General features: G+C 72.7%; 4 protein-coding genes (1 of these 4 only partly in view). All 4 read right to left on the bottom strand.

What is annotated here, in order from left to right; genetic code table 11:
- Positions 1-48: 48 nt before the first annotated feature.
- Positions 49-321, bottom strand: a complete 273-nt coding sequence (locus tag ACWGDX_RS01725; protein WP_453621170.1) for a ferredoxin — start codon at positions 319-321, stop codon at positions 49-51.
- A complete protein-coding gene (locus ACWGDX_RS01720; protein WP_453621168.1) occupies positions 318-1,484 on the bottom strand; it encodes a cytochrome P450 in 1,167 nt (388 codons plus the stop codon). Before ACWGDX_RS01720 ends, ACWGDX_RS01725 begins: the two co-directional genes overlap by 4 nt.
- Positions 1,485-1,491: 7 nt before the next feature.
- Positions 1,492-11,004, bottom strand: coding sequence for an amino acid adenylation domain-containing protein (locus ACWGDX_RS01715; protein ID WP_453621166.1), 9,513 nt, complete (start codon positions 11,002-11,004; stop codon positions 1,492-1,494).
- A 180-nt stretch (positions 11,005-11,184) separates the two neighbouring features.
- Positions 11,185-14,534: the 3' portion of an amino acid adenylation domain-containing protein gene (locus tag ACWGDX_RS01710; protein WP_453621164.1), read on the bottom strand. 1,264 nt of this gene lie beyond the right edge of the window; the window shows 3,350 of its 4,614 coding nt (coding positions 1,265-4,614); the start codon falls outside the window, past its right edge — the gene reads right to left on this strand; it ends in the stop codon at positions 11,185-11,187.

Raw genomic sequence — 14,534 nt, 5'->3', positions numbered from 1 at the left:
GGGGCACCCGGTCACACCGAGGTTGCAACGGGCGCCCCACGCGACCGTTCAGTCAGCCCGGTCCCCGGCGGCACTCTCCCGCGCGTCGGGCGCCACCAGCGTGATGGCGCCGGCGGGGCAGCGGGCCGCGGCCGCGCGCAGCGCCGGCAGCGCCTCCGGTGCCGCCTCGCGGACGCGCGACAGCGCCAGGCCGTCCTCCTCGGACTGGTCGAAGTACCTGGGCTCGAACAGGGCGCACACCCCCGAGCCCGCGCAGCTGTCGCGGTCGACCCGGATCCCGACGCGCGCCGCGCCCCCGTCCGCGCCGGTCACCGGCGTCACCAGGCGACCGGAAGCGTCTCGACACCGAACTGCGGAGCCAGCAGCCGGAAGCGCAGTTCCTCCACCCCGGCGCCGAGGCGCAGGCCGGGGAACCGCTCCAGCAGCCCGGCGAAGGCGATCCGCATCTGCACGCGTGCCAGCCCGGCGCCCAGGCAGAAGTGGTTGCCGTGGCCCAGGGCCAGGTGGTTGGCGGACTCCTCCCGCGCGATGTCCAGGCCGTCCGCGACGCCGTCGCCGTGCGGGCAGCGGTTCGCGGCGAGCACCGAACACGACACCACCTCACCGGCCTTGATCACCTCGCCGGCGATCGCCACGTCCACCAGCGCCGTGCGCGGCGAGACGACCGCCACCACCGAGACGTAGCGCAGCAGTTCCTCCACGGCCCGGTCCATCAGCTCGGGCCGTTCCCGCAGCAGGGCCAGCTGCTCGGGATGGAGCAGCAGGGCCAGGATGCCCAGCGCGATGGCCTCCGCGGTGTTCTCGATCGAGCCGTTGGCGATGCCCTCGCAGAGTCCGGCCAGCTCCTCGTCCGTCACCCCGTCCCCGTGCTCCCGGATCAGCGTCCCGACCAGACCCTCGCCCGGATGACGGCGCTGCTCCGCGACCAGTTGCTCGAAGTGCCTGAAGTACGCCGTCGCCGCCGGTTTCCGGCGGGCGCTGTGCCCGGCGGCCCGGTAGTCGCTCAGCCGGGACAGCTCGGGCAGGTCGTCCCGGGGCAGGCCGAGGATCTCGGCGAGGACCAGGCCGGACACGGGCCGGGCGAAGTGCCGCATCAGGTCGGCCGGTTGGCCCGCCCGCTCCAGCACGTCCAGGTGGTCCGCGACGATCCGCTCCATCATCGGCTCCAGCCGGCGCATCTGCCGCACCGTGAACATGGGCGCCACCAGCCGCCGCAGCCGGCTGTGCTCCGGCGCGTCGATGTGCAGCAGGCTGCCCTCGTGCTGATCGAGTTTGCGGCCGCCGGGCTCCGGGGGCGGCACGTTGGAGAACCGCTCGGAATCACCGAGGATCTGCCGCACCACCTCACGGCCGGTCGCGATCCAGCCGGGCATTCCCCCGGGCGCCTTGGAGAGCGGCGCCCGCGCACTGATCTCCAGGAGTTCCGGCACCGGGTCCAGCAGGCTCCGGCGCTTGTCGACCTGTAGCTCGAACGACTGCGTCATGCGGTTTCTACCTTTCTGACGTGTCCGACGTGTCCGACGTGTCCGACGCGGACTGCTGCTCTACGAGCCGTTCCGCGACCGCGCGCCCGATGACCGCGGCGCTCTCGGCCCACAGCAGCCCGATGTGGTCGGCGGGGATCTCTATCCCGTCGACGCGGCCGGCGATGTGCCGCGCCCAGGTCGTGCGCTTCTCGTCGAGGGACATCTGGGCCAGACCGCCCTCGGTGGCCAGGAACAGGAGCGCGTCACCGCCGAAGCGCCGGGGCGTGTGCCGCCGTTCCAGCCCGATCATGTGCTGCTTCGTCCTCTCCATGTCGCGCGTGAACGCGTCGGCCAGCGGCGCCCCCACCTCCGGACCGCTGAGCACCACACGCCCTTCCCGGTCCACTCCGTCGCCGTCCTCCTCGTGGGTGCTCTCCGCCTCCCGGTGTCCGCCGGGGAATCCGTCCAGCAGCGCCAGCAGCGAGACCTGTTGGCCCTGTTCCTCCAGCGCGGTGGCGACGGCCTGGGCGAGCACCGCGCCGAAGGACCAGCCGAGCAGCTGGTACGGCCCCTCGGGCTGCACCGCGCGGATGCGCTCGACGTGACCGGCCACCATCGCGTCCATGCTGTCCGGCATCGCCCCGCGGCCGGCGAAGGCCGGCGTCTGGAGGCCGTAGACCGGGAGGTCCTCCGGAAGATGCTGCAGGATGCCGGAGTAGCACCAGGCCAGGCCCGTGCTGTGGTGCAGGCAGAACAGCGGTGTGCGGGAGTCCCCGGGCCGCAGCGCCAGCAGCGCGTCGAGGTCGTCGCGTCGGCGGCCGGCGCGTCGTGGCGCCGGCAGGTCGGCGCCGACGTCCTCCGCGGCGCGCGGCTCCACCAGTCCGTCGGCGGTCCACGCCGCACGCCGGCCGGTGCGCAGCATCAGGTCGCCACCGGGCCCGAAGGGGTCGGGCACGAAACTGCCCGCGGTACGGGCCGGCGCGCCGGCGTAGACGCGGGCCAGGGACGGGCCCGCCACATACAGGTCGCCGGCCACCCCGGCCGGGACCGGACGGAGCCAGGCGTCGAGGACGTAGGCGCGTGCGGTGCGGGGCAGCGGGACGGCGGCCGGCGCGGGCTCGCGGTCCGGCCGCTCCGTCGCGGATACGACGGCGGTGTCACCCATGTCGACGGTGCCGCCTCCGCGCAGCGCGGCCAGCACCCCGACGAGCAGTTCGGCGACGGGTGCGCCCGCGTCCAGACGGACCGCGCGGGAGGCCGATCCCGTTGCCGGGGTCGCCGCCTGACGGTCGATCACCCGGCCGAGCAGGGACCGGTGATCCAGCATTTCGCCCACCAGAGTGCCGTCCGGTGCCTCCACGGGGAGTACCACCGCCGGCTGGGACGGCGACGGCGCCCGGACCGCGGCGGTGCGGCGCAGCCGGCTGTTCCCGGCCCGGATCGCGTCCTCCACCCGCAGTACCGGTACCGTCCCCGCCCCCGGCACGGCGGCGTCGCCGGACCGGACGAGCGCGACCGGGCGGTCGCAGCCCAGCTCGGCGGCCGCCGCCAGCGGGCCCGCGGGGTCGTCCGGGTCCGCGATCAGGCATGCGGCACCGGACCTGAGCACCCCGAGCACGGCCACCGCCCAGCCGGTGCCGCGCCGGGCCGCCACCACGACGACGCCTCCCGCACCGGCCCCGAGCCGGTCCAGCCGCGCGGCGAGCCGGCCCGCCGCCCGGTCCAGCGAGCGCCGGGTGAGGTGACCGTCCCGGTCGCGGACGGCCACGGCACGCGGATCGCGGGCCGCGGACTCGGCGAACGCCGGGAGCACGGTGCCGTCCGGGACCCGGGCCGCGCCGAGGTTCCACTCCTCGGTCAGCCGCCGGAACTCCGCCGCGCCGAGCAGGATGTCGATGCGGCTCAGGGTCAGTTCGGGGTCTGCCGCCACCTGTTGGAGGACGTGGACGAGCCGCTTCGCGAGGCGGGCCGCGGTGGCCCGGTCGAACAGTTCCTCGGCGTAGTCCAGGGTGCCGTCGAGGCCACCCGGTCCGCCGTCGTCCCGGTAGCGGTCGGTCAGCCGGACCGACAGATCGAACCAGGACGCCGGCACGCCGAGGTCGACCGTCGAGGCGTTCAGTCCAGGGAACGCCGGGACGTCCCACTTCTCCGCGGTGTCCTCCCGTACGTCCAGGACGGTCTGGAAGAGCGGATGCGGGTCGCCGGGCGCCTCGTCCGCGACGCCCAGGATCTCGGCGATGCGCGCGAACGGCACGTCCCCGCGTACGTCGGCCTCCCCTGCGGTCTCCCACACGCGGCCGAGCAGTTCCCGGAACGTCGGGTCGCCCGAGACGTCGGTGCGCAGCGGCAGCAACCCGGCGAACGGGCCCATGGCTGCTTCGAGTTCACCGCCGGCCGCCGGCCGCTGCGTCACGGCGCCGACCGTCAGATCGGTGCCCGCGCCCATCCGGGCGAGGAGCATCGCAAGACCCGCGTGGACGACGGCCGCCGAGGTCGCGCCGAGCGGTCGGGCCACGTCCATCAGGCGGGCGTGCGTCGCGGCCGGGACGCGCAGCGGCACCGAGCGGGCCCGATGGTTCGGCCGGGCGGGCCGCGGCCGGTCCGTGGGGAGGACGGTGGCGGTCGGGGCGTCCGCCAGCATCTCCTTCCAGTACGCGATCTGGTCGCCGACCCCGCTCCCCTCGGCGTCCGCCGCCGTCGCCTCTGCTTCCGCGTCTGCGAGCCGGCGGTTCTGCCACACCGCGTAGTCGGCGAACTGCAGGGGCAGGGGCGCGCGTTCGGTGGCACGGCCCTCGCGGCGCGCGCCGTACGCCACGGAGACGTCGCGTACGAGAGCGTCCCGAGACGCGTCGTCGGCGCCGATCCGGTGGAGGACGAGGAGGAGGACATGGTCCGTGTCGGAGAGCGCGAACAGGGTGGACACCCAAGGCGTTTCGCGTCCGAGGTCGAAGCGGTGGTCGGCGCGGGCGGCGAGGACGGCGGGAAGCTCCTCCTCGGTCGCCTCGACGAGCGGCAGGGCGGGAACCGCGGCGGGGTCGTCGGCGTCCAGGATCCGCTGGACCAGTCCGCCGTCCGGGGACTCGGCGAAAACCGTACGCAGGATGTCGTGCCGTGCCGCCACGTCCGCCAGCGCTGCCCGCAGGGCATCGTGGACGAGTTCGCCGCGCAGGCGCAGGGCCACGGACGACTGAAGGGCCCGCGTCCCGGGGTTGGCCGCGGCGCGCCGCCAGCCGAGCCGCTGCCCGGACGTCGCCGGCGCCTCACCGCCCTCGTGCTCGACCGCGACCACCGGGGGCCGCTCCTTCAGGGCCAGGATGCGCGCCGCGCCGATCGGCGTCGGCTTGCTGAAGAACTGTTTCATGTCCAGCTCGACACCGGCCTCCGACCGGATCCGGCCCGCGAGGTGCATCGCCAGCGCGGAGTTGCCGCCCAGGTCGAAGAAGTTGCCGTCGGCGGCCACCCGGTCGATGCCCAGTACCTCGGCGAACAGGGCGCAGAGCAGTTCCTCCGTCTCCGTCCGGGGGCGGAGGCCCAAGGCGCCCTCGTCCAGCTCCGGGACGGGGAGAGCCGCATGATCGACCTTGCCGTTGACGGTGAGGGGCAGAGCGTCGAGGACCACGACGGCGGAGGGGACCATGTAGTCCGGGAGGCGGGTCGCGGCGTACTCGCGCACGCTCCCGGTCTCCACACCCTGCCCGCCCTCCGGGTCGGCCGGCAGGACGTAGGCGACGAGGCGCGGGTTGCCCGGCCGGTCCTCGCGGACCGTCGCGATGGCCGTCCTGACGTCCGGGTGGGCGGCGAGGACGGCTTCGACCTCGCCGAGTTCCACGCGGAACCCGCGGATCTTCACCTGCGTGTCCGCACGCCCGACGAAGGCCAGATTGCCGTCACCGTCGGGCAGCCACCGGACCAGGTCACCCGTGCGGTACATCCGCTCGCCGGCGCCGAACGGGCAGGCCAAGAACCGCTCCGCGGTCAGCTCGGGCCGGTTGACATAGCCCCGGGCCAGACCTGAACCGGCGATGTAGAGCTCCCCGGTGACACCCGCGGGCACGGGCCGCAGATACGCGTCCAGCACATAGGTACGGACGTTGGGCAACGGCCGACCGACGGCCGGGGGCGCGTCCTCACCGGTGATGCCTTCCTCCAACAGCACGGCGGTGGTGATGACGGTGGCCTCGGTGGGCCCGTACGTGTTCCACACCCGGGCGCCCTCACGCCACCTGGCCGCGAGACCGGCCTCCAGCCGCTCCGCACCCAGCACCCAATTCCCCACCCCCGCAACCGACTTCGGCTCCAGGGCGCGCAGCAGGGAGGGCACCACGCTCGCCACCTCGACCCCGGCCGCCTCGACCATGCGCGCCAGCGCCGCACCGTCGAGCCGCTCGTCGGGCGAGGCGATCGCCAACGTGCCCCCGGCGGCGAGGGTGACGGCCACGTCCAGCACCGCGGCGTCGAAGCTGAACGACGCGAACTGGAGCGCCGTGACACCGGGTTCCGCTCCCAGGACGGGACGCATGACCGACGCCAAGTGCGCCACGGAGGCGTGCGCGACCGCGACACCCTTCGGACGGCCGGTGGACCCCGATGTGTAGATGACGTACGCCAGTTGGTCGGAGGTGACGTCCGGCAGCTCACCCGATTCGGTCGCCAGCTCGCCCACCAGGGCCGTCTCCACGTCCGCCGACAACCGGTCCACGGTCTCCTCCGCGACCAGCACCAACTCCGCGCCGCTGTCGGCCACCATGAACAGCAACCGGTCCGAGGGATACTCCGGATCCAGCGGGACATACGCGCCACCGGCCTTCCACACCGCCAGCATGGCCACGACCATCTCGGCCCCACGCGGCAGACACAGACCCACCCGCGACTCCCGGCCCACACCCCGGGCGATCAGCCCACGGGCCAGCGCGTCCGACCTCGCGTCCAACTCGGCGTAGGACAAGCCCTGTTGCCGGAACCACAACGCCGCCGCCCCCGGCGTCCGCACGGCCCACCCACGGAACCGCTCCACCACCATCGACGCGTCCACATCCCGCGCCGTGCCGTTCCACTCCTCGACGACCGCGGACCGCTCCGCCTCGTCCAACAACTCAAGGGCGCCCAGACGAACTTGGGGGTCGGCTGCGGCCTGCTCCAGCACCCGCGCCAGGCGTTCGGCCAGACGGCGTACGGTCCGCTCGTCGAACAGATCCGCGGAGTAGAGGATCCCGCCGCCGAGACCGGCCGGGGCTCCGCTGTCGGAGCGGCGCTCGTTCAGAGACAGGGAGAGATCGAAGCGGGCCGCGGGAGCCTGTGCCGGCGGGACCGCCTCGACGGTCAGGCCTTCGAGGTCCCAGCGCGCCTCGGGCAGATTCTGCAGCGCCAGCATCACCTGGAACAACGGGTTGCGGGCCGCGGAGCGCGCGGGGTTCAGCTCGTCGACCAGCCGCTCGAACGGCACGTCCTGGTGCGCGTACGCCGACAGGTCCGACTCGCGCACCCGCCGCAGTATCTCGGCGAACGACGGATCCCCCGCCAAGTCCGTTCGCAGGACCAGGGTGTTGACGAAAAACCCCGCCAGCTCCTCCAGTTGAGCATCCGCGCGGCCGGCCACCGGTGTGCCGATGCAGACGTCCTCCCCGGCGCCCATCCGCGCCAGCAGCGCCACCAGCGCGGCATGCACCACCATGAACATGGTCGCCCCGCTCCGGGCAGCCAACTCCACCAACCGGGCATGCGTCGCCGCGTCCACCCCGACCGGCACCGAACCACTGCGGAACGAGGGCGTCGCCGGGCGCGGGCGGTCGAAGGGCAGTGCCGTCTCCTGCGGCGCCCCGGCCAGCGCCTGCCTCCAGTGCGCGATCTGACCGGACCCCGCGCTGTCCGGGTCGTCCAGCTCGCCCAGCACCTCCCGCTGCCACAGCGCGTAGTCCGCGTACTGGACCGGGAGGGGTTCCCACTCCGGCGGGCGGCCGCCGTGCCGGGACCGGTACGCCGTCCTGAGGTCCCTCGCCAGGACGCCCATCGACCAGCCGTCGGACGCGATGTGATGGGACACCAGCAGCAGCACCCACTCGTCCTCCGCGACCCTCAACAAACTGGTCCGCCACGGCAGTTCGGCCCCGAGGTCGAATCCGCGCCCGGTCTCCTCCGCCATCGCCTCCCGCCAGCGCGCGCCGGCCTCGATCACCCGAAGCCGGGGCCGGCCCCCGGCCCCCTCGCGGATCTCCTGGTACGGCACTCCCTCCACGTCGGGGAAGACCGTACGGAGGCTCTCGTGCCGGTCCGCCACGTCGCCGAGCGCCGCCTCCAGCGCCGCCATGTCCGGCCGGCCCAACAGCCGCAGGGCGAACGGCTGGTTGTAGGCGGCGGCACCCCCACCGTCGCCGTCGGCGCCTTCGATCCGGTTGAGGAACCACATCCGCTGCTGCGCGAACGACAGCGGCACCCGCTCCGGACGTTCCCGGCGACGCAGCGGCGCGCCGGCGGTCGCCCCGGCCGCGTCGACCAGGCGCGCCACCCCGGCCACCGTCGGATCCGCGAACACCTCGCGGACCCCCACCGACACATCCAGCTCCGCTCGCATCCGCGCGATCAACCGCATCACCAGCAGCGAGTCGCCGCCCAGCGCGAAGAAACTCTCCTCCGCCCCGATCTCCTCCACCCCGAGCAACTCCGCGAACAGGGCGCACAACGCCTCCTCCGCGGGCGTCTCCGGGCCCCGGGAACCGCCCGCTCCGAGGTCGGGGGCGGGCAGGGCGGAGCGGTCGATCTTGCCGTTGACGGTGAGCGGGAACGTGTCGAGTACGACGACCGCCGACGGGACCATGTACTCGGGCAGGCGGGTGGCGGCGAAGACTCGGACCTTCTCGGCGTCCGCGTCTCCGACGACGTATCCGATCAGCCGTCCGTCGCGTGCCAGCACCGCAGCCCGCCGCACCTGTGCGTGGGCGGCCAACACCGTCTCGACCTCGCCGAGTTCGACCCGGAACCCGCGAATCTTCACCTGCGCGTCCGCGCGCCCCACGAACTCCAACAGCCCGTCCGACGTCCAGCGGGCCAGGTCACCGGTGCGGTACATCCGCCCCGTGCCATCACCGAAGGGACAGGCCACGAACCGCTCAGCCGTCAGGTCGGATCGACCGATGTAGCCACGGGCCAGACCTTCCCCCGCGATGTACAGCTCGCCCGCCACACCCACCGGAACAGGCCGCAGGAACGCATCCAGCACGTAGGTCCGGACATTCGGCAGCGGGCGGCCAATCGCCGGTGGCGCGTCGTCCCCGGTGATGCCTTCCTCCAGCAGGACGGCGGTGGTGATGACGGTGGCCTCGGTGGGCCCGTACGTGTTCCACACCCGGGCGCCCTCACGCCACCTGGCCGCGAGACCGGCCTCCAGCCGCTCCGCACCCAGCACCCAATTCCCCACCCCCGCGACCGACCTCGGCTCCAGAGCCCCCAGCAACGACGGCACCACACTCGCCACACCCACACCGGCCGCCCCGACCATCGCAGCGAGAGCAGACGGGTCCTGCCGCTCCTCGGACGAGGCGATCGCCAGCGTGCCTCCGGCAGCAAGGGTCACCGCAACATCCAGCACCGCCGCATCGAAACTGAACGACGCGAACTGGAGAGCCGTCACACCGGGCTTAACACCAAGGACGGGACCCATCGCCGAGGCGAGGTTCGCCACGGAGGCGTGCGCCACCGCCACGCCCTTCGGACGGCCGGTGGACCCTGATGTGTAGATGACGTACGCCAGTTGGCCGCCGACGACCTCCGGTAGCACCCCCGAGTCGGTCCCCAACTCGCCCAGCAGCACCGCCTCCACATCCGCCGACAACCAGTCCACGGTCTCCTCCGCGACCACCACCAACTCCGCACCGCTGTCGGCCACCATGAACAGCAACCGGTCGGACGGATACTCGGGATCGAGCGGAACGTACGCCCCGCCCGCCTTCCACACCGCCAACATCGCGGTCACCATTTCCGCCCCACGCGGCAGGCACAGGCCCACTCGCGACTCCCGGCCCACACCCCGGGCGATCAGCCCACAGGCCAGCGCATCCGACCGCGCGTCCAACTCGGCGTAGGACAGGGCATGTTGCCGAGACCACAGCGCCGCCGCCCCCGGCGTCCGCACCGCCCACCCACGGAACCGCTCCACCACCATCGACGCGTCCACATCCCGCGCCGTGCCGTTCCACTCCTCGACGACCGCGGACCGCTCCGCCTCGTCCAGCAACTCGATCTCACTCAGCCGCAGTCGCGGATCGGCCGCTATCTGCTCCAACACCCTTACCAGCGAGGCCAGCACGCTTTCGGCACGGGCCCCGTCGAAGAGGTCGGGGCGGTAGTCGAGGTGCAGTTCCATCCGCTCGCCCGGGATGACGATCAGCCCCAGCGGATAGTGGCTGGCGTCTTGTGGGGCGCCGCCCGGCCCGATGACGAGTGTGTCCGGGTCGTACGGTGCCGGAGCGGCGGAGTGCGGGTAGTTCTCGTAGACGACGAGCGTATCGAACTCCGCTCCCGGCCCGGCAAGTTGCTTGATCTCGGTCAGACCGAGGTACTGGTGACCCATCAGGCTTACCTGTCGGGCCTGGAGCTCGGACAGAAGGTCGGCCACCGACAGATCCCCGGCCAACTCGGCACGCACCGGCAGGGTGTTGATGAACAACCCGATCAACGACTCCGCACCCGGCAGATCAGCGGGCCGCCCCGCAACCGTCGTCCCGAACACCACATCCCGGCGCCCCGACAGACGAGCCAGCACCAGAGCCCACGCACCCTGCACCACCGTCGCCATCGTCACGCCGCCTCGGCGGGCCACGTCGTTCAGCGCCCGCGTCAGCTCCGCATCGCACTCGCCGAGGACCGTCTCGGGCCGTAGCGGCAGCCGGGCCGGGTTCGCGGGCACGACCAGGGTCGGTTCCTCCGCCCCCGCCAACTCCTCCCGCCACGCGGCGCGCGCCGCGTCCCGGTCCTGACGGCCGAGCCAGGCCAGGTAGTCGCGGTACGACCTGATCGGAGGCAGCGCCCTCGCATCCCCGCCCGCCCGGTACACCACCTCAAGCTCGTTCACCAGGATGGGCAGCGACCAGCCGTCGAGCACGATGTGATGGGTGGTCAGCACCAGTTGGTGGCGCCGTTCGCCCAGGCGGAGCAGCAGCAACCGCAGCAACGGACCCCGCGCGACATCGAAGCCGTCCGCGAGTTCGGCCCCGGACAACCGGGCCGCCTCGGCCTCCGCGTCGGCCTCGGGCAGGCCGCTCAGATCGACCTCACGCCACGGCAACTCCACCTCGCGCGCGATGATCTGCACCGCCTCACCCGACTTGCGCCGGCGAAAGCTGGCCCGCAGGGTCCCGTGGCGGGCGATCAGGCCCTCCCAGGAGCGGCGGAGACGGTCGACGTCGAGCGGTCCGTCGAGGGCCAGGGCCCGTTGGCCCGCGTACACGTCGGAGGCCTCGTCCCCGAGGGACGCGTGGAACAGCAGCCCCTCCTGAAGCGGCGACAGCGGCCATATGTCTTCGATGGCGGTACGGGTCCGAGTCATCGCGTACGTCTCCTCACAGCGGTTCGCAACTTCGTTTCGGCGGCAGGGACAGAGCGGTGGGGGCGGGTGGCGCGGACGGAGCTGTGGGGGTGGGTGGCGCGAACGGAGCTGTGGGGGTGGGCCGGCAGTGAGCGGTGGTCAGTGGTCGGGGGACGGAGACCGAGGGGCAGCGGCCGGGAATCAGAGGTGGTCGTCGGCGAACTCGGCCTCCAGATCATCGACTTCGTCCTGGTCGAGATCGAGGAGTGAGAAGTCGGAGGGGGTGTGGCCGCCGGCCGACGGGTCGGCGGTGTGCGCGGCGAGACCGTTCAGCAGCCCGAGCCAGGCCTGCCCCAACTCCTGTACGTCGGCCTCGTCCAGGAGCGCGGCGGGCCAGCTCAGGGTGAGCGTCAACTCCGGGCCACTCGCGGTGTCCGCGACCACGGCACCCACGTCGAGCACGTGCGGCACCGGCATGCCCGGATCAGCAGCGCCACCGACGGCCGTGTCCCCGGCCGCCTGCCAGGGCTCGGCCGAACTCTCCCCGGCACCACCGGCGGTCGCGAACCGGCCCAGGTAGTTGAACCCTACCTGTGGCACCGGCAGGGCCGCCAACGCCGACGCCGTCTCCGGATTCAGGTGACGCAACAGGCCGTGACCGAGCCCGTCCCCGGGCACCGCCTGCACCAGCTCCTTCACCCGCTTCACCAGCACACCAGCCGCCGTACCGCCGGCCGCAGCCTCCGTCAGGTCCACACCGGAGGCGTCCAGCCGTACCGGATAGGCGGCGGTGAACCAGCCCACCGTCCGCGACAGATCCATCCCCGCCGACAACGGCTCGCGGCCATGCCCCTCGACCTCCACCAGGAACCCACCCGGCTCAGCCCCGAAGCCCGGCCGCCACCCCGCCACCGCACCGGCCAGCGTCGCCAGCAACACCTCATGCAGACCGCAGTGGAACACCGCCGGCACCTCACCGACGAGCACCGCGGACTCATCCACCGGAACCGACCAAGAACAACGCCGCAAGGACGCGACCGTGTCGGCGGCCGGGTCCAGAGCGCGGTGGCCGATCAGCGGCTCACCGGCGGTGCCCACCAGCTCGACCCACTTCGCCAACTCCTCGACCCGCCGCGGGTCTTCCGCCGACCGCTCCAACTCCCGGGCCCAGGTGCGGAAGGAGGTCTGCGCCGGATCGAGGACCGCTGGCCGGCCTGCGGCCGCCGCCTCGCACGCGGTTCCCAGATCCTGCGCCAGGACGCGCCACGACACCCCGTCGACCGCCAGGTGATGAGCCGCCAGCACAATCCGGCCAACCCGGCCCGGCCCGGCATCCACCCACACCACCTGCACCATCACACCAGCCGCCGGATCCAACCGCGCCACCGCGGGCCGAGCAGCGTCCACCGCCACCCGGTCCAACTCGCCCTCGGCGAGGCCTACGGCATCCACCCGGACCACCAGCCCGGACGCGTCGATCTCACCTGCCTCCGGAACCATCAGCGTCCGAAGGTCGCTCCCGGTCCGGGCCCGCAGCATCCCGTGCGCCCGCAGCAGCGCATCCACGCCTGACGCCAGCACATCCACACCCAGCCCGGCCGGCGCACCGATCACCGTCCACTGCGCGAACTCGCCCCGCAGCGCGTGCGCGCCCATCGACCGCATCGCCGGGGTCCACGGCACCTCACCGACACCCGTGTCCGCGGCCACCCGCCGCCCCGCCGCCCCACCGGACACCGCGACCGCCACCAGGGCCAGCCGTTCCGGCGTCTTCTCCTCGAACACCTGCCGCGGCGAAACGGTCCACCCCGCGGCACGGGCCCGGGACGCGAGCTGCATCGACATGATCGAATCGCCGCCCAACTCGAAGAACCCATCCCCGACCCCGACGACCTCCAGCCCCAACACCTCGGCGAACAGGGCGCAGAACACCTTCTCGGCAGGCGTCTCCGCAGCCCGACCGGCACTCACCGCAGCTTCCGGCGTCGGCAAGGCGGAACGGTCGACCTTGCCGTTGACGGTGAGCGGGAACGTGTCGAGTACGACGACCGCCGACGGGACCATGTACTCGGGCAAGCGGGTGGCGGCGAAGGCCCGCAGCGTTTCGGTGTCCGCGCCTCCGACGACGTATCCGATCAGCCGACCGTCGCGCGCCAGCACCACGGCCCGCTCAACCTGTGCATGGGCGGCCAACACCGTCTCGACCTCGCCGAGTTCGACCCGGAACCCGCGGATCTTCACCTGCGCGTCGACACGCCCGACGAACTCCAGCTGCCCGTCCACCGTCCAGCGGACCAGGTCACCGGTGCGGTACATCCGCCCCGTGCCATCACCGAAGGGACAGGCCACGAACCGCTCAGCCGTCAGGTCGGATCGACCGATGTAGCCGCGGGCCAGACCCTCCCCCGCGATGTACAACTCCCCCGCCACACCCACCGGAACAGGCCGCAGGAACGCATCCAACACGTAGGTACGGACATTCGGCAGCGGGCGTCCAATCGCCGGTGGCGCGTCCTCACCGGTGATGTCTTCCTCCAACAGGACGGCTGTGGTGATGACGGTGGCCTCCGTCGGGCCGTAGGTGTTCCACACCCGCGCGCTCGCACGCCACTTCGCCGCGAGACCGGCCTCCAGCCTCTCCGCACCCAGCACCCAGTTCCCCACCCCCGCAACCGACTTCGGATCCAGAGCCCCCAGCAACGACGGCACCACACTCGCGCTGTCGACACCGTTGAAGTCGATCATGGCCGCCAGAGCAGCGCCGTCCTGTCGCTCCTCCGTCGAGGCGATCGCCAACGTGCCCCCGGCAGCCAGCGTGACCGCCACGTCCAGCACCGCCGCGTCGAAACTGAACGACGCGAACTGCAACGCCGAAAGCCCCGGCCCCACACCCAGAACGGGGCCCATCGCCGAGGCGAGGTTGGCCACGGAGGCGTGCTCCACCGCCACGCCCTTCGGACGGCCCGTGGACCCTGATGTGTAGATGACGTACGCCAGTTGGTCAGAAGTGACGTCCGGCAGCTCACCCGAGTCGGTCCCCAACTCGCCCAGCAGCACCGCCTCCGCATCCGCCGACAACCGGTCCACGGTCTCCTCCGCGACCACCACCAACTCCGCACCGCTGTCGGCCGCCATGAACGCCAGCCGGTCGGACGGGTACTCCGGATCCAACGGGACGTACGCGCCACCCGCCTTCCACACCGCCAGCATCGCGGTCACCATCTCGGCCCCACGCGGCAGACACAGACCCACCCGCGACTCCCGACCCACCCCACGGGCGATCAGCCCCCGCGCCAGCGCATCCGACCGCGCATCCAACTCGCCGTAGGACAGCGGTCGGTCGTTGAACCACAGCGCCGCCGTGTCCGGCGTGCCGACGGCCCAGCCGCGGAACCGTTCCAGCACCGTGCCGGGAACCCCGTCCCGCGCGGTGGCGTTCCACTCCTCTACGATCACGGACCGCTCGGGCCCGTCGAGGAGATCGATGTCGGCCACTCGTAGCGTCGGCTCGTCCGCCACCTGTTCCAGCACCCGTATCAGCCATCCGGCGA

The organism is Streptomyces sp. NPDC055025 (genome assembly GCF_053608565.1).
This window is presented reverse-complemented; position numbering and strand designations above follow the sequence as displayed.

Coding starts and splice junctions, on each gene's coding strand:
- ACWGDX_RS01720 (WP_453621168.1), bottom strand. CDS start 1,484: ATGACGCAGTCGTTCGAGCTACAGGTCGACAAGCGCCGGAGCCTGCTG.
- ACWGDX_RS01715 (WP_453621166.1), bottom strand. CDS start 11,004: ATGACTCGGACCCGTACCGCCATCGAAGACATATGGCCGCTGTCGCCG.